Source organism: Micromonospora aurantiaca ATCC 27029, assembly GCF_000145235.1.
In the GTDB taxonomy this organism is placed as follows: Bacteria; Actinomycetota; Actinomycetes; order Mycobacteriales; family Micromonosporaceae; genus Micromonospora; species Micromonospora aurantiaca.
Window position 1 is genome coordinate 123,282 of sequence record NC_014391.1, and the last position, 26,502, is coordinate 149,783.

Annotated in this window: 29 protein-coding genes; 15 read left to right on the forward strand and 14 right to left on the reverse strand. The window is 73.0% G+C overall.

Going from position 1 to position 26,502, the window contains the following annotated elements; all coding sequences use genetic code 11:
• Positions 1 to 80: 80 nt before the first annotated feature.
• Positions 81 to 626, forward strand: coding sequence for an SMI1/KNR4 family protein (locus MICAU_RS00615; protein ID WP_013283331.1), 546 nt, complete (start codon positions 81 to 83; stop codon positions 624 to 626).
• Here the strand turns inward: MICAU_RS00615 and MICAU_RS00620 are convergent.
• The gene (locus tag MICAU_RS00620) at positions 604 to 906 is read right to left on the reverse strand and encodes a hypothetical protein (RefSeq protein WP_013283332.1); all 303 of its coding nucleotides are present in this window, start codon (positions 904 to 906) and stop codon (positions 604 to 606) included. The genes MICAU_RS00615 and MICAU_RS00620 overlap by 23 nt on opposite strands.
• Before the next feature lie 77 nt (positions 907 to 983).
• Between MICAU_RS00620 and MICAU_RS00625 the strand changes: the two genes are divergently transcribed.
• Positions 984 to 1,595, forward strand: coding sequence for a dihydrofolate reductase family protein (locus MICAU_RS00625; protein WP_013283333.1), 612 nt, complete (start codon positions 984 to 986; stop codon positions 1,593 to 1,595).
• Here MICAU_RS00625 and MICAU_RS00630 read toward each other — a convergent pair.
• Positions 1,574 to 2,140, reverse strand: a complete 567-nt coding sequence (locus MICAU_RS00630; protein WP_013283334.1) for a GNAT family N-acetyltransferase — start codon at positions 2,138 to 2,140, stop codon at positions 1,574 to 1,576. The two genes, MICAU_RS00625 and MICAU_RS00630, sit on opposite strands and share 22 nt — an antisense overlap.
• Before the next feature lie 9 nt (positions 2,141 to 2,149).
• On the reverse strand, positions 2,150 to 2,545 hold the full coding sequence (locus MICAU_RS00635; RefSeq protein WP_013283335.1) for a VOC family protein: 396 nt from the start codon (positions 2,543 to 2,545) through the stop codon (positions 2,150 to 2,152).
• An 88-nt stretch (positions 2,546 to 2,633) separates the two neighbouring features.
• Between MICAU_RS00635 and MICAU_RS00640 the strand changes: the two genes are divergently transcribed.
• The 4 genes from MICAU_RS00640 to MICAU_RS00655 all read left to right on the forward strand — a co-directional run bounded on the left by MICAU_RS00640 (position 2,634) and on the right by MICAU_RS00655 (position 6,186).
• On the forward strand, positions 2,634 to 3,527 hold the full coding sequence (locus MICAU_RS00640) for a LysR family transcriptional regulator (RefSeq protein ID WP_013283336.1): 894 nt from the start codon (positions 2,634 to 2,636) through the stop codon (positions 3,525 to 3,527).
• Between the two features lie 30 nt (positions 3,528 to 3,557).
• Complete coding sequence (locus MICAU_RS00645; protein WP_013283337.1) at positions 3,558 to 4,124, forward strand: NUDIX hydrolase; 567 nt, start codon at positions 3,558 to 3,560, stop codon at positions 4,122 to 4,124.
• A 76-nt stretch (positions 4,125 to 4,200) separates the two neighbouring features.
• Positions 4,201 to 5,253 carry a MerR family transcriptional regulator gene (locus MICAU_RS00650; protein ID WP_013283338.1) on the forward strand — a complete coding sequence of 351 codons (1,053 nt, stop codon included), beginning with the start codon at positions 4,201 to 4,203 and terminating at the stop codon, positions 5,251 to 5,253.
• Positions 5,254 to 5,274: 21 nt separating this feature from the next.
• Entirely contained in the window at positions 5,275 to 6,186 is a 912-nt protein-coding gene (locus MICAU_RS00655) for an LLM class flavin-dependent oxidoreductase (RefSeq protein ID WP_013283339.1), read from the forward strand.
• On the opposite strand, the gene MICAU_RS00660 is transcribed toward MICAU_RS00655, so the two are convergent.
• Both MICAU_RS00660 and MICAU_RS00665 read right to left on the reverse strand, forming a co-directional pair.
• Positions 6,183 to 6,596, reverse strand: a complete 414-nt coding sequence (locus MICAU_RS00660) for an ASCH domain-containing protein (RefSeq protein ID WP_013283340.1) — start codon at positions 6,594 to 6,596, stop codon at positions 6,183 to 6,185. The two genes, MICAU_RS00655 and MICAU_RS00660, sit on opposite strands and share 4 nt — an antisense overlap.
• A gap of 40 nt (positions 6,597 to 6,636) precedes the next feature.
• Positions 6,637 to 7,176: a phosphoribosyltransferase family protein gene (locus MICAU_RS00665; RefSeq protein ID WP_013283341.1), complete on the reverse strand. Its 540-nt coding sequence runs from the start codon at positions 7,174 to 7,176 to the stop codon at positions 6,637 to 6,639.
• Positions 7,177 to 7,344: 168 nt separating this feature from the next.
• Here MICAU_RS00665 and MICAU_RS00670 point away from each other — a divergent pair, with 168 nt between their 5' ends.
• From MICAU_RS00670 to MICAU_RS00685, 4 genes are all read left to right on the forward strand, one after another.
• Entirely contained in the window at positions 7,345 to 7,992 is a 648-nt protein-coding gene (locus tag MICAU_RS00670; RefSeq protein ID WP_013283342.1) for a septal ring lytic transglycosylase RlpA family protein, read from the forward strand.
• A gap of 68 nt (positions 7,993 to 8,060) precedes the next feature.
• Positions 8,061 to 9,167, forward strand: a complete 1,107-nt coding sequence (locus MICAU_RS00675) for a PP2C family protein-serine/threonine phosphatase (RefSeq protein ID WP_013283343.1) — start codon at positions 8,061 to 8,063, stop codon at positions 9,165 to 9,167.
• Between the two features lie 119 nt (positions 9,168 to 9,286).
• Positions 9,287 to 11,143, forward strand: coding sequence for an acyl-CoA dehydrogenase (locus MICAU_RS00680; RefSeq protein ID WP_013283344.1), 1,857 nt, complete (start codon positions 9,287 to 9,289; stop codon positions 11,141 to 11,143).
• Positions 11,144 to 11,327: 184 nt separating this feature from the next.
• Positions 11,328 to 11,597, forward strand: coding sequence for a DUF6458 family protein (locus tag MICAU_RS00685; protein ID WP_013283345.1), 270 nt, complete (start codon positions 11,328 to 11,330; stop codon positions 11,595 to 11,597).
• Positions 11,598 to 11,606: 9 nt separating this feature from the next.
• Here MICAU_RS00685 and MICAU_RS00690 read toward each other — a convergent pair whose 3' ends face one another.
• A complete protein-coding gene (locus tag MICAU_RS00690) occupies positions 11,607 to 12,473 on the reverse strand; it encodes an aldo/keto reductase family oxidoreductase (RefSeq protein WP_013283346.1) in 867 nt (288 codons plus the stop codon).
• 150 nt (positions 12,474 to 12,623) lie between these two features.
• Between MICAU_RS00690 and MICAU_RS00695 the strand changes: the two genes are divergently transcribed.
• Positions 12,624 to 13,031 carry a winged helix-turn-helix transcriptional regulator gene (locus MICAU_RS00695; protein WP_013283347.1) on the forward strand — a complete coding sequence of 136 codons (408 nt, stop codon included), beginning with the start codon at positions 12,624 to 12,626 and terminating at the stop codon, positions 13,029 to 13,031.
• Between the two features lie 10 nt (positions 13,032 to 13,041).
• Here MICAU_RS00695 and MICAU_RS00700 read toward each other — a convergent pair whose 3' ends face one another.
• Entirely contained in the window at positions 13,042 to 13,578 is a 537-nt protein-coding gene (locus MICAU_RS00700) for a SixA phosphatase family protein (RefSeq protein WP_013283348.1), read from the reverse strand.
• Between the two features lie 117 nt (positions 13,579 to 13,695).
• On the opposite strand from MICAU_RS00700, the gene MICAU_RS00705 reads away from it, so the two are divergent.
• Positions 13,696 to 13,986, forward strand: coding sequence for a DUF6458 family protein (locus MICAU_RS00705; protein ID WP_013283349.1), 291 nt, complete (start codon positions 13,696 to 13,698; stop codon positions 13,984 to 13,986).
• A gap of 64 nt (positions 13,987 to 14,050) precedes the next feature.
• On the opposite strand, the gene trhA is transcribed toward MICAU_RS00705, so the two are convergent.
• Positions 14,051 to 14,728 carry a PAQR family membrane homeostasis protein TrhA gene (gene trhA / locus MICAU_RS00710; protein ID WP_013283350.1) on the reverse strand — a complete coding sequence of 226 codons (678 nt, stop codon included), beginning with the start codon at positions 14,726 to 14,728 and terminating at the stop codon, positions 14,051 to 14,053.
• Positions 14,729 to 14,803: 75 nt separating this feature from the next.
• On the opposite strand from trhA, the gene MICAU_RS00715 reads away from it, so the two are divergent.
• From MICAU_RS00715 to MICAU_RS00725, 3 genes are read left to right on the forward strand one after another with little or no spacing between them, the layout of a single operon-like run.
• Positions 14,804 to 15,418, forward strand: coding sequence for a 5-oxoprolinase subunit B family protein (locus MICAU_RS00715; RefSeq protein ID WP_013283351.1), 615 nt, complete (start codon positions 14,804 to 14,806; stop codon positions 15,416 to 15,418).
• Positions 15,415 to 16,284 (forward strand): 5-oxoprolinase subunit C family protein, encoded by an 870-nt coding sequence (locus MICAU_RS00720; protein WP_013283352.1) that lies wholly within the window; start codon positions 15,415 to 15,417, stop codon positions 16,282 to 16,284. Before MICAU_RS00715 ends, MICAU_RS00720 begins: the two co-directional genes overlap by 4 nt.
• Positions 16,268 to 17,017, forward strand: a complete 750-nt coding sequence (locus MICAU_RS00725) for a LamB/YcsF family protein (protein WP_013283353.1) — start codon at positions 16,268 to 16,270, stop codon at positions 17,015 to 17,017. The genes MICAU_RS00720 and MICAU_RS00725 overlap by 17 nt, the downstream gene beginning before the upstream one ends.
• 60 nt (positions 17,018 to 17,077) lie before the next feature.
• Here the strand turns inward: MICAU_RS00725 and MICAU_RS00730 are convergent, their stop codons facing one another.
• The 6 genes from MICAU_RS00730 to pdhA all read right to left on the reverse strand — a co-directional run bounded on the left by MICAU_RS00730 (position 17,078) and on the right by pdhA (position 26,163).
• Complete coding sequence (locus tag MICAU_RS00730; RefSeq protein WP_013283354.1) at positions 17,078 to 18,913, reverse strand: NHL domain-containing thioredoxin family protein; 1,836 nt, start codon at positions 18,911 to 18,913, stop codon at positions 17,078 to 17,080.
• A gap of 119 nt (positions 18,914 to 19,032) precedes the next feature.
• Complete coding sequence (locus tag MICAU_RS00735) at positions 19,033 to 21,810, reverse strand: LppU/SCO3897 family protein (protein WP_013283355.1); 2,778 nt, start codon at positions 21,808 to 21,810, stop codon at positions 19,033 to 19,035.
• Between the two features lie 348 nt (positions 21,811 to 22,158).
• The gene (locus MICAU_RS32600) at positions 22,159 to 22,296 is read right to left on the reverse strand and encodes a hypothetical protein (RefSeq protein WP_013283356.1); all 138 of its coding nucleotides are present in this window, start codon (positions 22,294 to 22,296) and stop codon (positions 22,159 to 22,161) included.
• 224 nt (positions 22,297 to 22,520) lie between these two features.
• A complete protein-coding gene (locus tag MICAU_RS00740; protein ID WP_013283357.1) occupies positions 22,521 to 23,990 on the reverse strand; it encodes a dihydrolipoamide acetyltransferase family protein in 1,470 nt (489 codons plus the stop codon).
• Between the two features lie 5 nt (positions 23,991 to 23,995).
• Positions 23,996 to 24,985 (reverse strand): alpha-ketoacid dehydrogenase subunit beta, encoded by a 990-nt coding sequence (locus tag MICAU_RS00745; RefSeq protein WP_013283358.1) that lies wholly within the window; start codon positions 24,983 to 24,985, stop codon positions 23,996 to 23,998.
• Complete coding sequence (pdhA, locus tag MICAU_RS00750; RefSeq protein ID WP_013283359.1) at positions 24,985 to 26,163, reverse strand: pyruvate dehydrogenase (acetyl-transferring) E1 component subunit alpha; 1,179 nt, start codon at positions 26,161 to 26,163, stop codon at positions 24,985 to 24,987. Before pdhA ends, MICAU_RS00745 begins: the two co-directional genes overlap by 1 nt.
• Positions 26,164 to 26,502 lie beyond the last annotated feature (339 nt).

Genomic DNA, 26,502 nt, shown 5'->3' on the forward strand with positions numbered 1-26,502 from the left:
CCTGTCGAAGAGAGTGATCTTACGGTGAAGGCGAGGTGGGACGTGCACCCGACCAACGATCATCTGCCGGAGGAAGCCGAATGACACCGGATGCTTCGCCGACCGTGGATCGACTCGCCGGCCTGTTCGACTGGGACGGGGCGACGGAGACGGAGATCGACTGGACGGCTCTCACCGAGGCGGCAGGCCATCCCTTTCCCGAGGACTACCGACGCTTCGTCGAGCGCTTACCACACGGCAGCATCGGCTTCCTGGAAGTGCTTCATCCTTCCGACTGGGGCGTACCGGAATTCCTCCGGTACGCGCGGAACTGGCATCACGTGATGAACAAGAGGGCGGAGTGCACAGGAGGGTTCCCGTACCACTTCGGCACCTCACCGGGAGACCTCCGGGTCTGGGGAGCCGTGAACTTCGACTATCTGCTCTGCTGGCACCTGGACGACGGTCCTCCCGAGCAGTGGCCGACGGTGGTCTGCGATACCGCCCTGATCGACCCGCCCGAGCCCTACGCCGGCACTGCCACCGCATTGCTTGTCGAGATCGCGGAACTGAGGAACCCGGTGCCGGTGATCGGGTACGTCACGGAGATCGACGGGGTGCCCTTCAGGCTCGTCCGGCACGAGTAGAGCGGGTCCACTGGCCCGGACGGATCCAGGTCTGCCCGTCGCCGGGCCGGACCCGGACGGAGTCGCCCAGGTCCAAGGCGGCGAGCACCCCGAAGACGGCGTCCAGGACGGCTCGCCTGTCCGCTGTCGCAAGGACGTCGACGTCGAGGTGGGAGCCGTGCTCGCTTGTTCCGGCACCGGTCACCTCGCCGCGCCCGACGAGAGCCTCGTTGAGGGCGTCTTCGAGGTCGTCGCGATCGATGTCGATCTGCCCGTCGATGACCAGTTCCACGAAATCCATCACGTACACCTCGGCGATGAGTTGCGGGTCGTTGACGGGTCTGACGGGGGACGAGCGGAAACCGGAGGAGCGGACCCATGGGCAAGCTGATCGTGACAGAGTTCCTGACCCTCGACGGCGTGGCGCAGGCGCCCGGTGAGCCCGACGAGGACCGCGAGGGCGGCTTCAGCCACGGCGGCTGGCAGATGCCGCTGCTCGACGAGAAGTCCGGCGCGGTGATGTTCCAGCAGGCGAGCAGCATGGACGCGCTGCTGCTGGGCCGCAAGACGTACGACATCTTCGCCGGCTACTGGCCGAAGGCGCCTGCGGACATCCCCTTCACCGGCCTGCTGAACGGTGTGCCGAAGTACGTGGCCAGCCGCACGCTCGCCGAGCCGCTCACCTGGACGAACTCGTCGCTGGTAAAAGGTGACCTCGCCGAGCGCGTCACCGAGATGAACGGCCGCCACGGCGAGGTCCACGTGATCGGCAGCCTGGACCTGGTGCAGTCGCTGCTGCGCCTCGGCCTGGTCGACCGGCTCAACCTGTGGGTGTACCCGGTGGTGCTCGGCACCGGCAAGCGCCTGTTCGGCGAGGGGACGGTGCCGAGCGCATTGCGGCTCACCGAGTCAGTCACCCACGCCCACGGCACGCTGCAACTGACGTACGAGCCGGCCGGAGCGCCCACCTACGGGGACGCGGCGGCGTAGGGCGCGCCGAGATCGAGCACGTGCCGCAGGCCGGGCTCCCCGTTCAGATCCACCTCGCAGCCGGACACCGAACCGCTGCGCACCGAACCGTCGTGCACCGAATCGCCGCGCACCGAACCGTCGAGCACGAAACCGGCGCGCTTGAGCACCGCCAGCGAGGCCGGGTTCGCCAGGGCCGCCGAGGCGACCAGCCGGCGCAGCCCGTACTCGGTGCGGGCCAGTTCGCAGACGTGCCGTACGCCTTCACCCGCGAGCCCGCGCCCGGCGGCGCGCTCGGCCACCCGGTAGCCCAGCTCGGCGCTGCCGCCTGCGACGTCGACCAGGTTGAACCGCCCGAGCACGGCGCCGTGGTCGCCGACCAGCACGTGGAAGTGGCAGGTGCCGCGTTCCTGCTCGTCCAGCAGGGCCGCGTGCCGGGCGGCGTACCCGGTGAAGAAGTCGTCGCCCCGGTCGGGGACGTACCGGGCGAAGTAGGCCCGGTTCTCCCGCTCGAACCGCAGCACGGCGGGTGCGTGGTGGGCGGCGAGTCGTTCCAGCTCCGGCATCGGAACAGGTTAGGCGTCGGCCGGGTAGCAGCGCAGTTCGATTGTGTTGCCGTCCGGGTCGCTGACGTAGATCGAGGTGGCGGTGCCGCGCGCACCGAAGCGCGGGACCGGGCCGGTCAGCACGGTGAAGACGCCGGAGTCGACCACCCGCTGCCAGTCGACCGGCTCGACCACGAGGCAGAAGTGGTCCACGTTGGACCCGGTCGGGTCGCCCTTGATCAGGTCGATGATGGTGCTGGCGTCGACGCGTACGGAGGGGAACGGCACCTCACCGGCCCGCCACCTGTCGACCCGCACCGGGGCCAGGCCGAGCGTGCTGCAGTAGAAGTCGAGGGAGCGCTCGACGTCGCTCACCGAGAGGACGAGGTGGTCGAAACCGGTCACCGTCACGAGATGGTTGTGCATGCCGTCAACCCTGGTCCGGCGCGCCGTCCGGACCAACCCCGATCCGGACTACGATCGTTGACCCGCAGGCAACGACGGAGGTGCTCCGGTGCTGGAGCGGTACGAGGTCGAGACGTTCCTGACCCTGGCCGAGGAACTGCATTTCGGGCGGACCGCCGAGCGGCTGCGGGTGAGTACCGGCCGGGTCAGCCATGTGGTGCGCAAGCTGGAACGCCGCATCGGCGCGCCCCTGTTCGAGCGGACCAGCCGGGTCGTCCGGCTCACCCCGATCGGCGCCCGCCTGGTCGAGGAGATGCGCCCGTTGGTGGCCGGCATCGAGGCGGCTGTGCAGCGGGCCGTCGACGCCGGGCGCGGGCTCACCGGTGAGCTGCGGGTGGCGTACGTGGGTGAGTCGACAGCTCCGGTGCTGCTGCGCGCGGTGGCCCTGTTCACCGAGCGCCACCCGGACTGCGAGGTGCACGTGCACGAGGCGCCGCTGGCCAGCACCCGGTCGAGTCTGCTGGACGGCACGATCGACGTGCTGATCGCCTCGTACCCCTTCGACGGCATGGCGAACGGCCCGGTGCTGCTGCGCGAGCGCCGGGTGCTCGCGGTGGCCGCTGATCATCCGCTGGCGGCCGAGGAGTCGGTGTCGCTGGAGGTGCTGGGCGACCATCCGGTGGTGCAGTACCCGGCGGTGACCTCGGCCGCGTTCAAGCAGGACCGCACGCCGGACCGCACCCCGTCCGGCCGCCCGGTGCCGAAGGGCCCGGTGGGTGGCAGCTTCTCGGAGATGCTGGCGCTCGTCGCGATGGGGCGCGGGGTGCTGCCGGTGGGCGAGCAGGCCCGCCAGTTCTACGCCCGCCCGGACGTGGCCTACGTGCCGATCCACGACGCGCCGCCGATCAGTCGCGGTCCGGTGTGGCCGGCCGGGAACACCACCTCCCGGGTACGTGAGTTCGTCCGCGCGGCTGCCGACGCCAACCCGCTGCCGCCGGACTGACCGTCGTACCCGGCTGGCAGCATCGGCGGGATGCGGGACGAGATCCGGGGACTGGTCGAGGAACTGCCACCGGGGGACGAGCTGGAGGCGCGGCACCGGGAGGCGGCACTGGCCTGGCTGGCCGGCACGGATGACATCTTCCGCCGGGCCAAGCCGCGTACGCCGTCGCCGCACCTGGTCGCGTACTTCCTGCTCCGCGACCCGGCCGACGGCGCGGTGCTGCTCGTCGACCACCGCCTGGCGGGGATGTGGCTGCCCAGCGGCGGGCACGTCGAACCCGGTGAGCACCCGGCCGACACGGTGCGCCGCGAACTGCGGGAGGAACTGGGCGTGGCGGCGGTCTTCGCGCCGCCGTTCGGCGAGCGCCCGGCGTTCCTCACCGTCACCGAGACGGTCGGCCCGCCCGAGCACCGGCACACCGACGTGAGCCTCTGGTACGTGCTGTCCGCCGACCGTGACCAGCGGTTCACGCCCGATCCGGTGGAGTTCGCGGGCATCCGCTGGTGGACGCCGGCCGAGGTGAGCGAGGCGCCGACCGGCACGATCGAGCCGCATCTGGACCGGATGCTGGCAAAACTGGCGACAGCGACGCCTTGACCCGTCCCCTGCGGCAAGGCCCAGCGTGACCGGTGCCGGTCGCGGTGACCGGCACGAGGAGCGCGAGGGAGGCACGGTGCGACTGCTGACCATCGGCGCGTTCGCCCGGGCGACCGGCCTGAGCGCCAAGGCGCTGCGCATCTACGACGACTGCGGGCTGCTGCCCCCTGCTGCTGTGGACCCGCACTCGGGCTACCGCTACTACGCGCCGGAGCAGGCGGACCGGGCACGGCTGATCGCCGGGCTGCGCCGGGCCGGGATGCCGCTGGCCGAGATCCGTACCGTCTGCGGCCTGCCGCCCGCTGCCGCCGCCGAGGCGCTCGACGCCTGGTGGCGGCGGGTCAGCGCGGACACCGCGGCGCGCGGCCGGGCCGTCGCGCTCCTCGTCGACAGGCTCAGCGAGAGGGGCACCACCATGTCCGAGACCACCTTCCGGTACGCGACGCGCTGCGAGACCGGCACGGTCCGCGACTCCAACGAGGACACCGCGTACGCGAGCGCGGCGCTGCTCGCGGTCGCCGACGGCGTACGCGGTCCCGCCGGGGCCACTGCCGGCGCGGCGGCCGTGGACGCGCTGCGGCCGTTGGAGCAGGCGGACGCGCCGGGGGCCGATCTGCTCGCCGCGCTGGCCGACGCGGTGACCCGGGCCGACCGGGCGGTACGCGCGCACGCCACCGACGCCGACCAGCCCGCCACCACGCTCACCGCGCTCGTGCGACGTGGCACCCGGCTCGCGCTGGTGCACGTCGGGGACAGCCGGGCGTACCTGCTGCGCGGCGGCGAGCTGTCCCGGCTCACCCAGGACCACACGTACGTGCAGACGCTCATCGACCAGGGGCGGCTTACCCCGGCCGAGGCCCTGGCGCATCCGCAGCGCGCGCTGCTGGCCCGGGCACTCGGCGCGGGCGCGGAGGTGGAGGCGGACCTGGCGCTGCGTACCGCGCTGCCCGGCGACCGCTACCTGCTCTGCTCCGACGGCCTCTCCGCGGTGGTGGACCCGGGCGCGCTGCACGCCGCGCTGGCGGAGGCGGACGATCCGGAGAGCGCCGTCGAGCGCCTGGTCGAACAGGCGTACGCGGCCGGCGCGCCGGACAACATCGCCTGCGTGGTGGCCGACCTGGCGGCGTGATCCCCCGCGACCCGGGCCGGGATGTCCGGCCCGGGTCGTACCCTGGCGATCATGCGAATCGGCATCGTGATCCTGCCCGACCAGCGTTGGTCGGAAGCGCGTCGGCGGTGGGCCCAGGTGGACGAGTGGGGCTTCGACCACGCCTGGACCTACGACCACCTGGGCTGGCGTGACCTGGTCGACGGGCCGTGGTTCGACTCGTGGACGACGCTCACCGCGGCGGCCGGCGTGACGTCCCGGGTGAAGCTCGGGACGCTCGTGGCGTCGCCGAACTTCCGGCACCCGGCGGCGTTCGCCAGGCAGGTGACCGCGCTCGACGACGTGTCGGACGGCCGGGTGCTGCTCGGCCTCGGCGCGGGCGGCATCGGCTTCGACTCGGCGGTGCTCGGCGGCGAGACGCTGCCGCCCCGGCAGCGCGTGGACCGGTTCGCCGAGTTCACCGAGCTGCTCGACCTGATTCTGCGGGAGGACGGCACGACCTGGCGCGGGGAGTGGTTCACCGCCGTGGACGCGCGCAACAAGCCGGGTTGCGTCCAGCAGCCCCGGGTGCCGTTCGTGATGGCCGCGAACGGTCCCCGCTCGATGCGGCTGGTCGCCCGGTTCGGGCAGGGCTGGGTCACCACCGGGCTCGGCGGCGACGACATCGAGGCGTGGTGGGGCACGGTGGCGGAGCTGTCGGACCGGATGACCCGGACGCTGGAGCAGGCCGGCCGTGACCCGGCGACGCTCGACCGCTACCTGTCGCTCGACTCCGCGCCGGTGTTCTCGCTCACCAGCGCCGACTTCCTCGCCGAGCAGGTGGCCCGGGCGGCCCGGCTGGGCTTCACCGACGTGGTGACGCACTGGCCCCGGGCCAGCAGCTGGTACGCGGGCGACGAGGCCGTGCTGGTGGACGCGGCGGCGCTGCTGCCGGAGCTGCGCCGGGCCGGCTAGGTGCCGACGCTGCCCTCGGTGGAGACCAGCCGGAACCGGAGGCAGACGATCCGGGTGTCGTCGGTGACCGGGGTGCCCTGCCGGGCCCAGTAGGCGCCGTGGCCCTCGCGCCACTCCTCGATCGACCGGTCGCCCTCGCCCTCGGCGCGGGCGAAGTCCCACGGCACGTCGGCGAAGCGCACCACCTCGACGCCGGTGACCTCCACGACGCCGACGAGCGCGTCGTTGTCGTCGACCAGGACGAGTCGCTCGCCGACGTACTCCAGTTCCTCGTTCTCGTCGTCGTACTCCTGGACCAGCCCGGCGGTGGCGGTCTTCGCGCCGGAGAGGACGAGGGTGTTGAGCCGGGTACGCAGCTCGCCGGGCGTGCCGAGGGCGAGTGCGCGCAATCCACCGATGCGGGGCCACATGCCGCCGACGCTACGGCATGCTCCGCCACCGCCGACGGGCTCACGGCAGGTCGGCGCCGGTGAGCAGGGCGCGCAGCCTGAGCCGTGCGGCGACCTCGGGCGGGCAGGTCGCGACCAGTGCGGCGGCCCCGATCAGGCCGGCCCCGGCGTCCCGGACGACCCGGCACAGCGCGTCCAGTTGCGCGCCGGTGTCGACCCAGTCGTCGACGAGCAGCACCCGGTCGCCGGGGTTCAGCCGCCGGCCGTCCACGCCGACCCGCAGCCGCCGTCCCCGGTAGTCGGGAGGCGTCTCGGCCCAGCGCGTCGGCCCGGCCCGGCGTCGCTCGCCGCCGTTCTTGTACGCGGGCAGGAAACCGGCTCCGGCGGCGACCGCCACCAGTGGGCCGAGCAGCAGCCCGGTCACCTCGGGGGCGATCACGACGGTCGGGCGGTCCTCGGGGAACAGCCCGGCCAGGGCCGGCCCGACCTGGGCGAGCACGTCGGGGTCACGCCACCAGCCGGAGATGTCGCTGACCAGGTGGGTGCTGCCCGGGCCGGGGTCGATCCACTCGAACAGCTCGACCAGGCGACGACTCAGCACGTTTCCATCCTGGCCGATCGGTGGGCCGTTCGGCCGATCGACAGTGGCGTGATCGGCTACACGTACCAGGGTAAATGCGGGCATAGCACCATGATCACGTTGACTTCGGAAGTGCTTCTCTCGTTACGGTCCGGGCCGGTTTGTTCAGTTGACGAAAGGACCGGGCCGGTGGCTGCTAGGCACCTTCGTACCCGCAAGTTCTCCTCGCCCGCCGCCATCGCCGCGACCGCGGCGGTCGGCGTGGCGCTCGCGGTCGGCGGTACCGTCGGCGCCGTGCGGCTCACCTCCGCCGAGCCGCCCGCCGAGCCGGCCGTGGTCGAGACGCTGCCCAGCACGCCCGCCCCCACGTCGGCCGCCCCCACGTCGGCCGCCCCCTCGCCGAGCGCGTCCGCCTCGCCGAGCGCGAGCCTCAGCCCGTCGCCGAAGGCCACCCCGAGTCCGAAGGCGAGCCGCACCCAGGCGGCCTCCCGCAGCAAGGCCCGGACCGCCTCCCCGTCGCCGACGGCGAAGAAGACGAGCAGCCCGAAGGTCGTGGACAGCGGCTCCTGCGGCGCCTCCTTCTACGCCGAGGGCCAGATGACGGCGAACGGCGAGACGTTCAACCCGGACGCGCTCACCGCCGCGCACAAGACGCTGCCGTTCAACACCAAGGTCCGGGTGACCAACCCGGCAAACGGCAAGTCGGTGGTGGTGCGGATCAACGACCGTGGCCCGTTCATCGACGGCCGGTGCCTGGACCTGTCCCGCGCCGCGTTCGCGACCATCGCCGCCACCAGCCTCGGCCACGTGAACGTCCGGTACGAGGTGCTCGGCTGACCGGCCAGTCGGGCAGAACTTCCACGACCGACGGGCCAGGTTCATTCTCCCGTTCACGTCCATCAGGCATGCTGTCGGATGTACGCACGCAACCCTTCCAGCCGGGCCGAGGCCCGCTGAGTCCCGGATCCCGCGCCGGTCTCGGCGCGGCCCTCGCGCTGCTCGCGATCGTGGTCGCGGTGGAGCTGGCTGACGGCCGCCCGGCGCACTACCTCGCGCTGATGGTCGTCGCGCCGTTCCTCGCGGCGGCACTGGCGTCCTGGCGGGTGGTGCTCGCGGTCGGCGGCCTGGCCACCGCCATCGGGATCGGCTTCGCCGTCGCCGAACGGGGTAGCCCGCTGGTGACAGTGGTCAACGTGACAGCCGTCGGGGTGGCCACGGCGGCGATACGCCAGCGCCAGGCGGACCGGATCGCGGAGCTGTCCCGGCTCGCCTCGGTCGCCCAGCAGGCGGTGCTGCGGCCGCTCGGCCCGCAGGTAGGCACGCTCGCGGTGGCCGCCCGGTACATCTCCTCCACCGCGACGGCCGAGATCGGCGGCGACCTGTACGAGGTGATGGACACCCCGTACGGCGTCCGCATGATCATCGGTGACGTACGGGGCAAGGGGCTGGACGCGGTCCGCCTGGCCAGCATCGTGCTCGGCTCCTACCGGCACGTCGCGTACGAGCGGGCCGACCTGCGCGCGGTGGTGACCGACCTGGACCGCGCGGTGGCCCGCAACGTCGGCGACGAGGACTTCGTCACCGCGGCCCTGGTCGAGGAGCGCGGCGGCACGCTCACCATCGTCAACTGCGGGCACCCCTCGCCGCTGCTGCTGCGCCGGGGTGCGGTGATCCCGCTGGAGCCGCCGGCGCCCGCGCCGCCGCTCGGCTTCATGCCCGTGGTCCGGCCCCGGGTGGAGCGGCTGGAACCGGGCGACCGGCTGCTGCTGTTCACCGACGGCCTGGGCGAGGCGCGCCGGGACGGCGAGTTCTTCCCCACCGCCGACCGGGCCTGGCGGCTGCTCGGCCACGGCACCGTCGCGGACGGGCTGGCCTCGCTGGAGACCGCCCTGGTCGAGTGGGTGCACGGCCGGCTCGACGACGACATCGCGCTGGTCCTGATGGAGTACGTCGGCGCGCGCAACACCACCGCCACGCCGGTTCCGAGCTGGGAGGTCGGCGCCGCCGACTGATGAACGGGAAGTGTGTAATCGCTGTCACTTCCGAGATCCGCTTGTCGTTGCCTACCGGTGAGTAATACAGTCTGGAGTTACTGATCGGTAACACCTGTCCGGAAGCGGGGCCAGCGAGCATGACCCACTACAAGAGCAATGTGCGGGACCTCGAGTTCAACCTGTTCGAGGTATTCGGGGCGGACCGGACGCTCGGCCAGGCGCCGTTCACGGACCTGGACGTCGACACGGCCCGCAGCTTCCTCGGCGAGGTCGACCGCCTCGCCCGCGAGGACCTGGCCGCCAGCTACTCGGACAGCGACCGCAATCCGCCGGTCTTCGACCCGGCGACGTTCACCGCGCCGCTGCCGGAGTCGTTCAAGAAGTCGTACAAGGCGTTCATGGACTCCGAGTTCTGGCGCCTGGACCTGCCGGAGTCCCTGGGCGGCACGAACGCCCCGCGCGCCCTCTGGTGGTCGCTCGCCGAGCTGGTGCTCGGCGCCAACGCCCCGATCTGGATGTACGCCTCCGGCCCGTCCTTCGCGCACGTGCTGCACGTCGAGGGCACCGAGGAGCAGAAGAAGTGGGCCCGGCTGTTCATCGACAAGCAGTGGGGCTCGACCATGGTCCTCACCGAGCCGGACGCCGGCTCCGACGTGGGCGCCGGCCGTACCCGCGCGATCCAGCAGCCGGACGGCTCGTGGCACATCGAGGGCGTGAAGCGCTTCATCACCTCCGGTGAGCACGACCTGAGCGACAACATCGTCCACTACGTGCTGGCCCGCCCGGTCGGCGTCGAGGGCGTCGGCGGTCCGGGCACCAAGGGCCTGTCGCTGTTCGTCGTGCCGAAGTACCACTTCGACGCCGAGACCGGCGAGCTGGGCGAGCGCAACGGCGTCTACGCGACGAACGTCGAGCACAAGATGGGCCTGAAGGTCTCGAACACCTGCGAGGTGACCTTCGGCGAGCACGGCGTACCGGCCAAGGGCTGGCTGCTGGGCGAGAAGCACGACGGCATCCGCCAGATGTTCATGATCATCGAGTACGCCCGGATGCTGGTCGGCACCAAGGCGATCGCCACGCTCTCCACCGGCTACCTCAACGCCCTGGAGTACGCCAAGAACCGGGTGCAGGGTGCCGACCTCGTCCAGATGACCGACAAGACCGCCCCGCGGGTGACCATCACCCACCACCCGGACGTGCGCCGCTCGCTGCTGCTGCAGAAGTCGTACGCCGAGGGCCTGCGCGCGCTGGTCTGCTACACCGCGAGCTGGCAGGACAAGGTCGCGATCGCCGAGGCGGCCGGTGACGAGAAGGCCACCAAGCTGGCGAAGCGGGTCAACGACCTGCTCCTGCCGCTGGTCAAGGGCGTCGGTTCGGAGCGGGCGTACGAGCTGCTCGGCCACGAGTCGCTCCAGACCTACGGCGGTTCCGGCTTCCTCCAGGACTACCCGCTGGAGCAGTACGTCCGGGACGCCAAGATCGACACCCTGTACGAGGGCACCACCGCGATCCAGAGCCTCGACCTGATCTTCCGGAAGATCGTCCGGGACAACGGCAAGGCCCTGATGGCGGTCGCCGCCGAGATCCAGGAGCACATCGCCTCCGAGGCCGGCAACGGCCAGCTCAAGGAGGAGCGTCAGGCGCTCGGCAAGGCGCTCGCCGAGATCCAGAACATCCTCGGCGTGATGACCGGCTGGCTGGGCGAGGCCCAGGGCGGCGACACCCGCGCGCTCTACAAGGTCGGCCTGAGCAGCCGCCGGTTCCTGCTGGCGATCGGCGACCTGGTGGTCGGCTGGCTGCTCCAGAAGCAGGCGGACGTGGCTCTGAAGGCGCTGGCCGGCGAGGTCTCCGCGGCCGACAAGTCCTTCTACACCGGCAAGGTCGCCGCGGCCCGGTTCTTCGCCCGCGAGGTGCTGCCCCGCATCGGCGCCGACCGCCGGATCATCGAGGGCACCGACCTGGAGATCATGGACCTCCCGGAGGAGGCTTTCTGAGCCCTTCCGGGGGCTTTCACCCCTGACACGTCACTCTCCCCCTCATGACGACGGCCGGCGGGCACCAGCCCGCCGGCCGTCGTCGTGCGTGCGCCCGGGTGGATAGGCGGCCCGGTGGCGGGTAACCGTCGCGGACCACGACCGGAGTACGCCCAAGGCCATCGCACGGGGGAGTGCAGCGCACATGGGCATTGGTAGCGCCATCTTTCTCATCGCGCTCGGCGCGATCATGACCTTCGCCATCCGGGCCAACGTCTGGTGGATCGACCTGCGCGCGGTCGGCTGGGTGTTCATCCTGGCCGGGCTGGGCGTTCTGCTGACCACGCTGTGGTTCTGGCAGGACCGCCGCAAGCGGGCCCGCACGCTCATCGTGGAGGAGAACCGGCTCTCGCATCCGACAGCGATGATGCCGCCGCCGCCCGACCCGCCGCCGCCGACCGCGCCGCCGTCCTGACGCCGCGTCTCAGCGGCCGATCCGGTCCAGTTCGGCGAGGTCGTCGCCGGAGAGGGCCAGCCCGGCACCGGCGACGTTCTCGCGCAGGTGCGCGACGGACTTGGTGCCGGGGATCAGCAGGATGTTCGGCGAGCGCCGCAGCAGCCAGGCCAGGGCGACGCCCATCGGCGTCGCCCCCAGGCGTTCCGCCACCGCCGACAACGCCGAGGACTGCAACGGCGTGAACCCGCCGAGCGGGAAGAACGGCACGTAGGCGACGCCCTGCCGGGCCAACTCGTCGATCAGGTCGTCGTCGCCGCGGTGGGCCAGGTTGTACCGGTTCTGCACGCAGACGATCGGCGCGATCGTCTGCGCCTCGGCCACCTGCTCGGGCGTCACGTTGCTCAGGCCGAGGTGGCGGATCAGGCCCTCCTGCCGGAGCGCGACGAGCGTCTCCAGCGCCTCGGCGAGAGACCCGGGCTGCGGCCCCGTGGCGTCGCCGAGCCGCAGGTTGACCAGGCCGAGCGCGTCCACGCCTAGCGTCTCCAGGTTCTCCCGGACCTGCCGGCGCAGGCTCTGCGGATCCCGGGCCGTGGGCCAGCCGCCCTGCTCGTCCCGGTCCGCGCCGACCTTCGTGACGACGTGCAGCGACTCCGGGTACGGGTGCAGCGCCTCCCGGATCAGCCGGTTGGTGACGTACGGCCCGTACGCCGCGCTGGTGTCGATGTGGGTGATGCCGAGTGCGACCGCCTCGCGCAGCACCGCCAGGGCGCCGTCATGGTCGGCCGGTGGTCCCATGACCCAGGGGCCGGCGAGTTGCATCGCGCCGTAGCCGAACCGGGTGACGGTCAGGTCGCCCAGCGTCCAGGTGCCGCCGGGAAGGGTGGTGCGGGCCATGCGTGTACCTCTTGGCTCTCGTCGTCCGTTACGCGACGCCGCCGGGTCGCGGCGCCGACCTCCACTATCGGGGTGTAACTTTCTGCTGGGAAGTAGGCACCTAAAAGTGCGTAGCTCACCGGACGGCAGGAGAGGGCGGCAGGAGCAGAGATGAGCAAGGCGGAGTACGACGCGTTCCTGGCCCAGTGCCCCAGCCGGCAACTACTGGACCGGATCGCCGACAAGTGGGTCACGCTGGTGCTGGCAGCGCTGCGCAGCGACGGCTCGCACCGGTTCGGTGCCGACTGCGCAGGTGTCCCGCGCCCGATGCGCTACTCGGAGCTGTCCCGCACGCTCGCCGGCGTCAGCCAGAAGATGCTCACCCAGACGCTGCGCGCCCTGGAACGCGACGGCCTGGTCACCCGCACCGTGGAGCCCACGGTGCCGGTCACAGTCACCTACGAGCTGACAGCGCTCGGGCTCTCGCTGCTCAAGACGATCCAGGGCCTGAAGGTCTGGGCGGAGGCGCACATGGACGACGTGTTCGCCAACCGGGAGGCCTACGACAGCCGGGTCTGAGTCGTACCGGTCAGGCGCGGGCGGTGTGGCGGGCGGTGAGCGGCGCGCCGCCGGGGGCCAGCTCGGCCCACCGGGTCGTCGGCCGGTGCACCACGAGATCGGTGGTACGCAGCCCGTCCGGGTCGGCCCGCTGCGGGTCGAGCAGCGCCGAGAGCAGCGAGACACCAGGGTTGTGCGCCACGAGCAGCACCGTGCCGGCCGTCGGCTCGACCGTCCGGACGAGGGCCAGCAACTGGTCCGGGTGCGCGTCGTACGCGGCCGCCTCGTACCGCACCGCCGGGCGCGAACCCGCCGGGCCGCCCTCCGGTGGCGAGCCGGTCATGCCCATCGCCACGTCGTGCCAGGTCTGCCGGGTGCGCCGGGCCGGCGAGCAGAGCACCACGTCGGGAAGCAGCCCTTGCCGGGCCAGCCAGGCGCCGGCCGCCGCCGCGTCGGCGTGGCCCCGCGCGGTGAGCGACCGCTCCGCGTCCGGGCCGTCCGCGGACTGCTCGGCCTTGGCGTGCCGCAGCAGAACCAGCGTCCGCTGCCCGTTCCTGCCGTCCGTCATACCGCCCAGCTTGCCTGATTGACGATCGAAGCGCCTGGGTATGTCGATGTGTGCCGCTACCTCATCCATGGCCGCGGCGGGCAGGAAACGCCAGCAGGACGCCAAGGAGGCGACGTCATGGGCATCGGTGCCAGCATCTTCCTCATCGCGCTCGGCGCGATCTTCGCGTTCGCCATCGACGCCGATCTGGGATGGCTGAACCTCAACGTGGTGGGCTGGGTGCTCATGCTCGCCGGCGTCGCCGGCCTGCTCACCACGCTCTACTTCTGGAACAGCCGCCGCCGGGTCGTGGCCGCCCCGGTCCGCGAGCAGGTGGTCGCCGAGCCGGTGGTGCCGGTGCGCGACGACCGCGTGGTGCGCGAGGAGTACCGCGAGGTGCGCCGCCCGGGCTCGGGCTACCCGGCCTGACCCCCGAGAACCCGAGGGCCCCGCAACGGTGCGGGGCCCTCGCGCATGTCCGGGGTCCGCTCGGTCAGGCGAACAGTGCGAAGTAGATCGCGATGTGGTGGCAGATCGCCGCGACGAGCGTGCAGGCGTGGAAGAACTCGTGGTGCCCGAAGACTGTGGGCCACGGATTCGGCCGACGCAGCGCGTAGAACACCGCGCCCACGCTGTAGATCGCGCCGCCCACGCTCAGCAGCACCAGCGCGGTGACGCCACCGGAGTGCAGGATCTGCGGCAGCATGGCCACCGCGACCCAGCCGAGCGCCAGGTAGAGCGGGGCGGAGACCCAGCGCGGCGCGTGCGGCCAGATCAGCTTCACCGCCACGCCCGCGATCGCGCCGCCCCAGACCAGGCTCAGCATGATCGTGGCCTGCCGGTTGTCCAGCAGCAGGGCGCAGAACGGTGTGTAGGTGCCGGCGATGAACACGAAGATCATCGAGTGGTCCATCCGGCGCATGATCTGGTAGCCGCGTTCGGTCCAGACCCGCCGGTGGTAGAGCGCGCTGGTGCCGAACAGCCCGCACACGGTGAAGCTGTAGATCAGGCAGCTCACCAGCGGCGCCCAGCCGGGACGGCCGGCGGCGATCGAACACAGCACGATGCCGCAGACGAGAGCGGCGAAGAACGCGTACGCGTGCAGCCAGCCGCGCATACGCGGCTTCCCGATGTCGGCCGGCCGGAGCCGGAACGGTGCGGAGGTCGTCACAGCAATAGGTTACGACGGCGTAGGTTACTTGCAAGTAGTGTGGACCGTCACCTCACTCGACGGGAGGATGACCGGATGCGGATCCGGCCGGTCGGGGCGTACGCCCTGCTCCTCGACTGTGACGACGCGGAGCAGGCGCAGGCGTGGCGGGCCGAACTGTGGCACCGGCGTGAAGCGGGCGAGCTGACCGCCACCGAGATCGTCCCCGGCGCGGTCACCGTGCTGCTCGACGGCGTACCGGACCCGGAGGCAGCCGCCGCGCGGATCGCCGCCTGGCACCCCCGCACCGCCGCCTCCGGCGCGGCCACCACCGAGGTCCGGGTACCGGTCGTGTACGACGGTGAGGACATTCCGCTCGTCGCCGGCCACTGGAACGTCGACGTGCCCGCAGTCGTCGACCGGCTGCGGCGTACCGAGTTCCGGGTCGCGTTCTGCGGGTTCGCACCCGGGTTCGCGTACCTGACCGGGCTGCCGCCCGAGCTGGCGGTGCCCCGGCTCGCCACGCCGCGTACCCGCGTGCCGGCCGGCTCGGTCGCGCTGGCCGGCCCGTACGCGGGCATCTACCCCGCCGCGTCACCCGGTGGCTGGCTGCTCGTCGGCCGCACCGATCTGCCGCTGTTCGACGTGCACGCCGACCCACCGGCCCGGCTCACCCCCGGCACCCGCGTCCGCCTGGTCGACGCGTCGTGATCGAGGTGCTGCGGGCCGGGGCGCTCACCACGGTCCAGGACCAGGGCCGGCCCGGCTGGGCGCACCTCGGCGTACCCCGCTCCGGCGCGCTCGACCCGGCCGCCCTGCGCCTGGCCAACCGGCTCGTCGGCAACGACGAGCATGCGGCCGGGCTGGAGATCACCGTGACCGGCTGCACGCTGCGCTTCACCCGGGCCGTGGCGGTCGCCCTCACCGGCGCCCCGGCCGACGTGGTCGTCGAGTGGCGGGCCGGATCCGCACAGCGGCGCCCGGGGGACGTCGGACGGCCGCTCGCGCTGCCCGCCGGTGCGGTGCTGCGCGTCGGACCGGCCCGCGCCGGGGTGCGGACCTGGCTCGCGGTCAGCGGCGGGATCGCTGTCGAACCGGTGCTCGGCAGCCGCGCCACCGACACGCTCTCCGGCCTCGGACCGCCGCCGCTGCGCGACGGGGACCGGCTGCCGGTCGGCACCCCGGCCGGCCCACCCGCACCGGTCGACCTCGCCGTCACCCGGCCGGTCCCGGACGAGCTGCGGCTCACGGTGCGCCCCGGCCCCCGGCAGGACTGGTTCACCCCGGAGGCGCTGGACGTGCTGTGCCGCACCGCGTACACGGTGAGCCCGGAGAGCAACCGGGTCGGCGCGCGGCTGGCCGGCGCGACACTGAGCCGCGCGGTCGCCGGCGAACTGCTCAGCGAGGGCCTGGTGCTCGGCGCGGTGCAGGTGCCGCCGGACGGCCGGCCGCTCGTCTTCCTGGCCGACCACCCCACCACAGGCGGGTACCCCGTCATCGGGGTGGTGGACGACGTGACAGCGCTCGCCCAGGCCCGGCCAGGCACTACGGTGACGTTCCATGGACCTCAACGCTGACCTGGGCGAGGGATTCGGAAGCTGGCGGCTGGGCGACGACCACGCGCTCCTCGACCTGATCAGCTCCGCGAACGTCGCCTGCGGCTTCCACGCCGGCGACGCGGCCACCATGCACCGGGTCTGCGCGGGCGCCGCCGAACGCGGCGTCGCGGTGGGCGCGCAGGTCGGCTACCGGGACCTCGCCGGCTTCGGCCGGCGGCACATCGCGTACGACTTCGCCGAGCTGCGCGACGAGACGATCTACCAGCTCGGGGCGCTCGACGCCTTCTGCCGGATGTACCGCACCCGGGTCCGCTACCTCAAACCGCACGGCGCGCTCTACCACGCGGCCGCCCGCGACGAGGGCCAGGCCGCCGCGCTGGTGGCGGCGATCAGCGGGTACGACCACGAGCTGCCGGTGCTCTGCCAGCCCGGCACCGTGCTGGCGCAGCTCGCTGCCGGCGCCGGGCTGCGGGTGGTGGCCGAGGGCCTCGCCGACCGCAACTACCTCCCGAACGGCACGCTCGTGCCGCGCAGCTCACCGGACGCGCTGGTGACCGACCCGGAGCAGGTGGCCGTCCGGGCGGTACGGATGGCCGTCGAGCGCACGCTGGTCGCCGTGGACGGGACTGTGATCCCGGCCCCGGTCGAGTCGATCTGCCTGCACGGGGACACGCCGGGCGCGGTGCGGTGCGCGGAGCTGGTACGGGCCGCGCTCATCGACGCGGGGGTCACGCTCACTCCGTTCGCGTGAAAGGAAGGGCCCCCTCTTAACGCCTCCGGTAGAGGAAGGGGCCCTTCTTAACACGCACCGTCAGGACTCGTCCATGCCCCGCAGGACCAGCGGCACGCGGGTCGCGCCGCCGGTGACCACCCGGACCGGCACGCCCCAGTCCTGCCGGGTCAGGTGGCAGGCCGCGTGCTCGATGTCGGCGTCGCAGGTCGCCGCCTGGGCGGTCACCTGGAGCACGCCCTGCGCCACGTCGCCGCTGACCACCAGCTTGCGGGACAGGTCGGTGGTCGTGCCGGCACCCTCGACCAGCAGCTCCGGCGGGGACGCCGAGACCACGAGCCGGGTCGACGGCCCGTACGTGTCGTCGAGCTTCTGCCCCGGCGCCGGCGTGAAGATCACATCGAGCGTCAGCTCCCCGGCCGCCACGTCTGTGGGCTTGCGTTCCAGCCGGTGCCGGGGGCCGTCCACCGTGTTGGCCCCGGCCGACGTCAGCGCGCCCGGCGCCAGCCGGGTCAGCCGGTGCGCGGCCGACTCGACCACCAGCACGTCGCCCTCGCCGGTGAGCACCAGGTCGCTCGGCTCGGCCAGCCCGTCCGCCACGGTGCCCACCTGGCCGGTCTCCGGGTCGAAGCGGCGAACCGCCCCGTTGTACGTGTCCGCGATCAGCACCGAGCCGTCGGGCAGCGCGCACACGCCCAGCGGGTGCTGGAGCAACGCCTGGTCGGCCGGGCCGTCGACGTGCCCGAAGTCGAACAGGCCCTGACCGACTGCGGTGTGCATCTCGCCGTCGGAGACCCACCGGATCGCGCTGGTCTCGCTGTCGGCCACCCAGAGGCGGGAGCCGTCGGCCGAGACCGACAACCCGGACGGCTGGGCCATCCACACGTCCGGCAGCGGGCCGTCGCGCAGCGCCTCGACAGTGGTCCCGGCGTACATGCCGGCGGTCCGCTTGATCGGGTCGAACCACCAGAGCTGGTGGATACCGGCCATCGCCACGACCACCCGGTCGTCGTACCAGGCCACGTCCCAGGGGGAGGAGAGGTCGACCGCGCGGGCGTCGTGCGCGTGGTCGTCGACAGTCGAGCGCCACTGCCGTCCGGTGCCGGCCACCGTGACCACCTCGCCGGAGGACAGCCGTACGCCGCGCAGCAGGTGGTTGACCGTGTCCGCGACGACCACGTCGTAGCCGGCCACCTCTGCGACGTGCGGCGGCAGCAGGCAGAGCCCCTGCGGCTCGGCGAACGTGGCGGCGGAGGCCGGGCCGTCGGTGCGGCCCCGGGAACCGGCGCCGATGCGGCGGACCACCGTCTCGCCGTCGGCGGCCAGCTCGACCAGGGAGTGCCGGGCCGAGTCGCTGACCAGCAGGTTCCCGCCGTCGAGCGGCAGCGCCTTGCCGGGGAACCGCAGGACGGTGTCCGGCTCGGCCGGCGGCACGTACGGGCCCTCGCCCCGGTGCAGGGTGCCCTTCGCCTCGTGGCCGGCGATCAGTTCGTCGATCAGCCGGGCCAGCCCTTCGGCGTGCCCCTCGCCGGCCATGGTGGCGACCACGTACCCCTCGGGGTCGACCACGGCGAGCGTCGGCCACGCCTTGGCCGCGTACTGCTGCCACATGTCCATCTCGGCGTCGTCGAGCACCGGGTGGTGCACGCCGTAGCGCTCGACGGCTGCGGCCAGCGCCGCCGGGTCCTTCTCGTGCTCGAACTTCGGCGAGTGCACGCCGATCACGACCAGGACGTCGCCGTACTTGTCTTCGAGCGGACGCAGCTCGTCGAGCACGTGCAGGCAGTTGATGCAGCAGAACGTCCAGAAATCGAGCAGGACGATCTTGCCGCGCAGGTCGGCCAGCGTGACGGCCTTGCCGCCGGTGTTCAGCCAGGCCCGACCCCGCAGTTCCGGTGCCCGTACGCGTGCGCTCATGCCCCCATCGTGCCGCACCGGCCGGGCGTGCTCCCGGCGATCCCGGGGTGAACAGACGCACACCGGAACGACGCGGAGCGCCCACCCCGGTGAGGGATGGACGCTCCGCGTACGTGCGGTTACTGGCCGGCGGGCTTCAGGCAGAGCACCCGGGTGGTCCCGCCGCTCTCGACCGAGACCGAGGGCTGCGCCAGATCGGCGCACTTGTCCTTGTTGTCCACCTTCGACACCACGCTGAACGCTCCCGGCTCACCGCAGTCGGCGGCCACGGCGCTCGTGCCGGACTGCTTCACGCAGGAGCCGACCGCCGGGTCGAAGCCGGCCGACTTGTCGTCGCCGACCTTGCCGAGCAGCGTGAGCAGACCCAGCGGTACGGCGAGGATGAGTACCGCCGCGATCAGCACGGCGGCGAGCACCCGGCCGTTGCGCACCTTCGGCGGGGGCGCCTCGGTCTGCGACTCGGCGGCGTCCGGCTTGAACGCGTCGAAGCGGCCCTGCTCCGGCTCGGTGCCGGGCCCGTCCTGCGACCAGGCCGGCGGGGCCTGCTGGGGCGGCGGCGGGAAGGCGTTGCCGCCGCCAGCCGGGCCCTGGCCGGGCACCGCGACCGAGGCGCGTCCCCCGGCCGACGGGCCGAACCGGTCCTGCTCGCCGAACGGCTCGGGCCGGCCGGCCGGGCTGCCGAACGGCGCCTGCTGCCCGCCCGGACCGCCGAACGGGTCCTGCTGGCCGGGGCCGCCGAACGCATCCTGCTGGCCGCCCGGGGCGCCGAACGGGTCCGGCCGCCCACCCGGGCCGCCGAACGCGTCCTGGCCGCCGGGAGCGCCGTACGGGCTCTGCGGGCCGCCGAACGGGTCACGGGCGGAGTCGGGCTGCTCGCCGCCCGGGTGCACGCCGTTGGCGGGACGGGTGTTGCCGGGCGTGTCCACGAAGGACGGCACGCCGACCGGGAACGCCGGCGGCGCGGCGGGCGAGGAGGGCGCGCCCGCATACCCGTGCGGGCCGTCGGCGTCCTCGGACCGGGACTGCGGGCCGGGGAAGCCGTTGCCGTGCGGCCCGTCCTGGCCGGGGAACCCGGACTCGTCCTGCTCGGGAGCCTCGTCGGGCTCCGGGCGGGCGGGCCGCCCGTACACCCGGGGTTGCGGCGCCGGGCCACTGGTCGGCAGCGGCTGGTCGGACGGCGGGGTGACCCGGCTGGCCACCGGGACCGACGCGCTCGCCGAGACCGGGCCGCCCTCCGGGGAGGTACGCGGTCCGGGAACGGCTGGCGACTGCGGCTCGTTCCAGCCGCCGTCGCCGCGCTCCGGCTCGTACCCCTGGGGTTCGGGGCCCGGGTGGTCGGCGGGCGACGACGCGGCCAGCGCGGCGCCCGGCACCCGCTGCTGCTGTGCCGGCAGCGGCACCGCGTTGCCGGGGGAGATGCCCGGCGCGGGCGCGGGCTGGTAGGCCGGGGCGGAGTCCTCGGACCGGCCCCACGCCTCGGCCGGCGACCACGGCTCGGGCGACGGTGCGGCCGGACGCTCGTCCTGGTTGCCGCCCCAGCCGGCGGGCGCGTCGGGCGACGGCACGGACACGCTCGCGCGGGCCTCGGCCGGCGCGGCGGCACCCCAGGCGGGCTGCGCTGGCTCGTCCGACGGCCGCCCGGGCTCGTGCTGCTGCGGTACGGAGGCCGCGCCGCTCCAGGCGCCGGCCTGCTCACCGGAGTCACGCTGCTGCGGTACGGCGGTGCCGTCACCCCAGCCGCCGGCCTGCCGGCTCTGGTTCGGCTCCCAGCCGCCCGGCTGTGCCGCCTCGGCGGGGCTCGCGGCGCGCCCGGCGGCCCAGCCGCCCGAGCGGTCCGGGTCCTCGGTGCGGGCGGGCTCGTCCCAGCCGCCGGACCGGTTCTCGGCCTGCGGGGCGGGCCAGCCGCCGGAACGCTGTCCCTCGTCGTGCTGCGGGCCACCGGTCGCCCGCCAGCCGCCGCTGTCCTCGGCGGAGCGGTTGTCCTGATCGGACTGCTCCGGAGTGGACCAGGCGTTGTCCGGCCGGGCGGCGCCCGGCACGGAGACCGCGGCGGCGGCACGGGCGGGCGGGTCGGCCGGCGGCCAGGTGGCACCGGTCTGCTGACCCGGCGCCCAGGCCGGCTGGCTCTCCCGCGGGTTCCAGCCGCCCGAGCGGTTCGGGTCGTCGGACGCGGCGGGCTGCTCGTCGCGCGGATTCCAGCCGCCGGAGCGGTTCGGGTCGTCCTGCTGCTGTGCGGCGGCCCAGCCACCGGCGCGACCGGAGGCGTCCTCGTGCTGCCCGCCGGTGGGCGCGAAGCCGCCGGAGCGGTGCGGGTCGTCAGCTGGGGCGGGCGTGACCCAGGTCTCGTTCGGCACGGTGGCCGGGGCGGGCACGTAACCGGTGCCGCGGGCGGCCGGGTCACCGGACGGCGACCAGCCCGGCTGCTCGCCGGAGCCCCACCCGGGTCGGTTCTGCTCGGCGGCCCAGGGGGCCTGCGACGGCTCGGCCGGGCTGCCCGGCGGCGTGGCGGCCCAGGCGGGCGGCGCCTGCTCGGCGCCGCGATCAGGGCCGGACTGCTCCTGGTTGCCCCAGGAGGGGCCACCGGAACCGGCCCAGGCGGGGTTGCCCTGGTCGTTGCCGCCCCAGGCGGGCTGCGGGACCTGGGCGGTCGCCCGCCCGGTCACCGGCTGCCCGGCGGGCGGGGCCCACGCGGGTGGCTGGTCGTCGTTCGCGGCCCAGGCCGGGGCCGGCTGCGCGGGCCGACCGGCCGGCGGGGGCGGTGCCCAGCCGAGGTCGGGTGCGCCGTTGTACCCGTTGTCCTGCTGCGCCGGCTGATCGCCGTACGGCACCGGTCCGCCGGTGCCCGGCGACACCTCGCCCGGCTCCTGGCCGGGGCGGTGCGGAGCCTCGGACGTCATGGGTGCGCCTCCTCCATCACAGGTCGGCCGCCGATGCCGGTCGGGGGAACCGTCGGCACGGCTGCCGGCGTCGCCGGCGGGTACCGGCCGTGCGGGCTCCCCGCACCGTATCCGGTGGTCGCCCGGGGCCGCCCGGGGGAGCATCAGCGGTCACCGAAAGCCACCGGACGACGTCGATGGGTTTCGTTGTCCCGCGTCCGTCCGGAGTCAGCCGGTTGGCGACCGTGCCAACCGTACCGGGCGGTGGAGCGAGGTGGAATCCCGGTGCCGACCGACACCGATACGCCGAAGACCCGCCCGGTGCCGGGCGGGTCTTCGGACTGGAGGAGGTGAGAAAGGTCGATGGCGTCAGCTCATGTGACGCTGGGCGATGGCGAGAAGCTCCTCGCGGACCGCGGGCGAGTTGGCGGAACGCAGCGCGTGCTCGATGGCGCGGGCGCGGCGGTTGGCGTCGCGGCGGGTGCGGATTCGCTCGATCATGCTCATCTCGGGTCTCTCCTCCTGGCTATTCGGTTGTCAGCCCCTTGATGTCTCTATTTAAGCGCACCGGGACGCCCATCGCCATCGATTATTAGGTGAGCTGAACCACGTACCTAAGGATCGTAGGTGTTCACACCCTCGGATCCGACGAATCCGTTCCCAAAAAAGTCACGGCCGGTGTGCCGGGCGTTCACCCGTGGCACACCGGCCGTGACCGGAGCGGTGGTGCGTCAGGTCCAGGCGAGCAGCGCCGCCTCCGGGTCGGCCAGGAAGTCCCCGATGTCGCGGAGGAACTTCGAACCCAGCTCACCGTCGATGATCCGGTGGTCGAAGGACAGGCCCAGCGTGGTCACCAGGCGCGGCTTCACCTTGCCCTTGTGCACCCACGGCTGCTCCCGTACCGCGCCGAAGGCGAGGATCGCCGACTCACCCGGGGGCAGGATGGGCGTACCGGTGTCGACGCCGAAGACCCCGACGTTGGTGATGGTGAGCGTGCCGCCGGACATGTCCGCCGGGGACGTCTTGCCCGACTTCGCGGTCTGCACCAGTTCCGTCATCGCGTCCGCCAGCTCGCGCAGCGAGAGCCGCCCGGCGTCCTTGATGTTCGGCACGATCAGGCCGCGCTCGGTGGCCGCCGCGATGCCGAGGTTGACGTACTCCTTCACCACGATCTCGTCGCCGGCCCAGGTCGAGTTGACCATCGGGTGCCGCTTGACGGCCAGGAGCACCGCCTTGGCGACCAGCAGCAGCGGCGAGACGCGCACGTCCCGCCACTCGCGCCGGTCACGCAGCCGGTCCAGCGCCTTCATCGCCCGGGTCACGTCGACGGTCAGGAACTCCGTCACGTGCGGGGCGGTGAACGCCGAGCGGGCCATGTTCTCCGCGGTGAGCTTGCGTACCCCCTTGACCGGGATGCGCTGCTCGCGGTCCGCGCCGAAGCTCGCGGCCGACGCGGCAGGCGCCGCGACCGTCAGCGGCTCGGCCGCCGCCGGGGCCGCGCTCGCCGCCCGCTGTACGTCCTCACGGGTGATCGAGCCGAGCGGACCCGAGCCGGTGAGCGTGGCCAGGTCGATGCCGAGATCCTTCGCCAGCTTGCGGACCGGCGGCTTGGCCAGAACCGGGCCGGAGACCCGGCCGTTGCCGTTGACCGCCGGCGCCGGAGCGGGCGCCACCGGCGCGGGAGCGACAGGCGCGGGTGCCACCGGGGCGGCGGCCTGAACCGGTGCCGCGGCCGGCGCGTCGCCCTTGCGGGGGCGACGCTTGGCCGGGGCGTTGCGCGGGCCGTAGCCGACCAGCACGGCGGTACGCCCACCCGGGGCCACACCACCGATCAGGCCCGGCTCGACCATGCCCTCGGCCGGCGCGACCTGGACCGCTGCGAGCGACGCGGCCGACGGGGCGGGCAGCTCCGACGCCGGGGTCGCGGTCGTCGACTCCTCGATCGGCCCGGCGTTCGGGTCGGTGTCGATCGCGATGATCGGTACGCCGACCTCGACCGTCGACCCCTCCGGGTGGAAGATCGCCTGCACCCGGCCGGCCCACTTCGCCGGGATCTCGACCGCCGCCTTGGCGGTCTCCACCTCGACGATCGGCTGGTTCAGCTCGATGTCGTCGCCGACCTTGACCAGCCAGGCGAGGATCTCGCCCTCGGTCAGGCCCTCGCCCAGGTCGGGAAGGTTGAACTCCTTGATCCGGGACATGCCGCTCACCAGCCGAACGTGCGGTCGACGGCGTCGAGCACCCGGTCCAGGTCGGGCAGGTACTCCTCCTCCACCCGGGCGGCCGGGTAGGGGGTGTCGAAGCCGGTCACCCGCAGCACCGGGGACTCCAGGGAGTAGAAGCACTCCTCGGTGATCCGGGCCGCGATCTCCGACCCGAGACCCAGGTTGCCCGGGGCCTCGTGCACGACCACGCAGCGGCCGGTGCGCCGCACCGACTCGTACGCGGCGGTCAGGTCCAGCGGCGAGATCGTCCGCAGGTCGATGACCTCCAGCTCGCGGCCGTCCTCGGCGGCGGCGGTGGCCGCGTCGAGCGCGGTGCGGACCATCGGGCCGTACGCCAGGACCGTCGCGTCGGCGCCGGGCCGCGCGACCCGGGCCGAGTGCAGCGGGTACGCGTCGGCGATCGGCGCGTCCAGGTCCACCGGACCCTTCTCCCAGTAGCGCCGCTTCGGCTCCAGGAACACGATCGGATCGTCCGACGCGATCGCCTGCTGGATCATCACGTACGCGTCCTGCGGGTTCGCGCAGCTCACCACCTTGAGACCGGCGGTGTGCGCGAAGTACGCCTCGGGCGACTCGGAGTGGTGCTCGACAGCGCCGATGCCGCCGCCGAACGGGATGCGGATGACCATCGGGATCCGCACCTTGCCCTGCGAGCGGTAGTGCATCTTCGCCACCTGCGACACGATCTGGTCGTACGCGGGGTAGACGAAGCCGTCGAACTGGATCTCGCAGACCGGCCGGAAGCCACGGATGGCCAGGCCGACGGCGGTGCCGATGATGCCGGACTCGGCCAGCGGGGTGTCGATCACGCGCTGGTCGCCGAAGTCCTTCTGGAGGCCGTCGGTGATCCGGAACACGCCGCCGAGCTTGCCGACGTCCTCGCCCATGATGACGACCTTGGGGTCGTTCTCCAGGGCCCGCCGCAGGCCGGTGTTGAGCGCCTTGCCGAGGGTGAGCGTCTCCGTGGCCATCAGTGCGCGCTCCCCTCGAAGGACTCCATGTACTGCGTGAACCGGGCCCGCTGCTCGTCCAGTTCGGGAGAGCCGTTGGGGTAGACGTGGTCGAACATGGTCACCGGCTGCGGGTCGGGCATGGCGAGCACGCGCTCGCGCAGGTGCACCGACTCGGTGCGGGCCTGCTCGTCGACCTCGGTGAAGAACGACTCGTCGGCGATCTTCTGCTTCGTCAGGAACGCCTTCATCCGGGCGATCGGGTCCTTCGCCTGCCACGCCTCGACCTCGCTGGCGATGCGGTAGCGGGTCGGGTCGTCGGAGGTGGTGTGCGCGCCCATCCGGTAGGTGTACGCCTCGATCAGGCTCGGGCCCTGGCCGTTGCGCGCGTTGTCCAGCGCGTGCCGGGTCACCGCGTACGACGCGAGCACGTCGTTACCGTCCACCCGGACACCGGGGAAGCCGAACCCGCCGGCCCGCCGGTACAGCGGCACGCGGGTCTGCCGCTCCAGCGGCTCGGAGATGGCGTACTGGTTGTTCTGGCAGAAGAACACCAGCGGGGCGTTGAAGACGCTGGCCCAGACGAACGACTCGTTGACGTCGCCCTGGCTGGTGGCGCCGTCGCCGAAGTAGGCGATGACCGCCTCGCCGTCCTCGCCGCCGGTCTTGCCGTCCATGGCGACACCCATGGCGTACCCGGTCGCGTGCAGGGTCTGAGCCCCGATCACGATCGTGTACATGTTGAACTTGAACTCGTTCGGATCCCAGCCGCCCTGGTCGACGCCGCGGAACAGGCCCAGCGGCATGATCGGGTCGATGCCGCGGCAGTAGAGCACGCCGTGCTCGCGGTAGGTCGGGAAGGCCATGTCCTGCGTACGCAGCGCCCGGCCGGAGCCGACCTGCGCGGCCTCCTGGCCCAGCAGGCTGGCCCACAGTCCCAGCTCGCCCTGGCGCTGCAGAGCGGTGGCCTCGGCGTCCAGCTTGCGGACCAGCACGAGGTCGCGGTACAGCCCGCGGTACTCCTCGTCGGTGAAGTCGACGCGGTACTCGGTCCCGTCCGGGCCGAGCGCGCTCTCGATCCGCTCACCCTCGGGGGTGAGCAGTTGTACGAGTTCCGGTTCACCGGTCGCGGCGGCGCGCCTGGTGCGGGGTGCGGCCCGCTTGCTGCGGGTGGCGGCCCCGGGGTCGCCCTTTGCCATCCGTCTCTCCCTGTCTGTCTGCGCCGGCGCCGGGGGTTACCCGAGCCGAGCACCTCGTGCGCCCGCCCGGCTGGTGCCGGGTCGGTCCCTGGCGACCGCGCCTGACCCCGGTAGGGGTTGCCGCGCGGCGTGAGCCGGAGTCGGTCGGGGACAGACCCAGGCCCGGGAGCGCCGGCGCCGTTCCGCACCAGCCGCGGGGTACGCGGAGGTGGCGGCTGCGTTGCCGTCGTGTCTGAATGATTGCAGAGGAGGTGAGCGGGCCCACAGTATGGCCTCCCTCGCCGGTGAGGTTCGATCGGGTTCACGACGGATAAGCGCTTTTGTCCGCAGTGGCGGGTG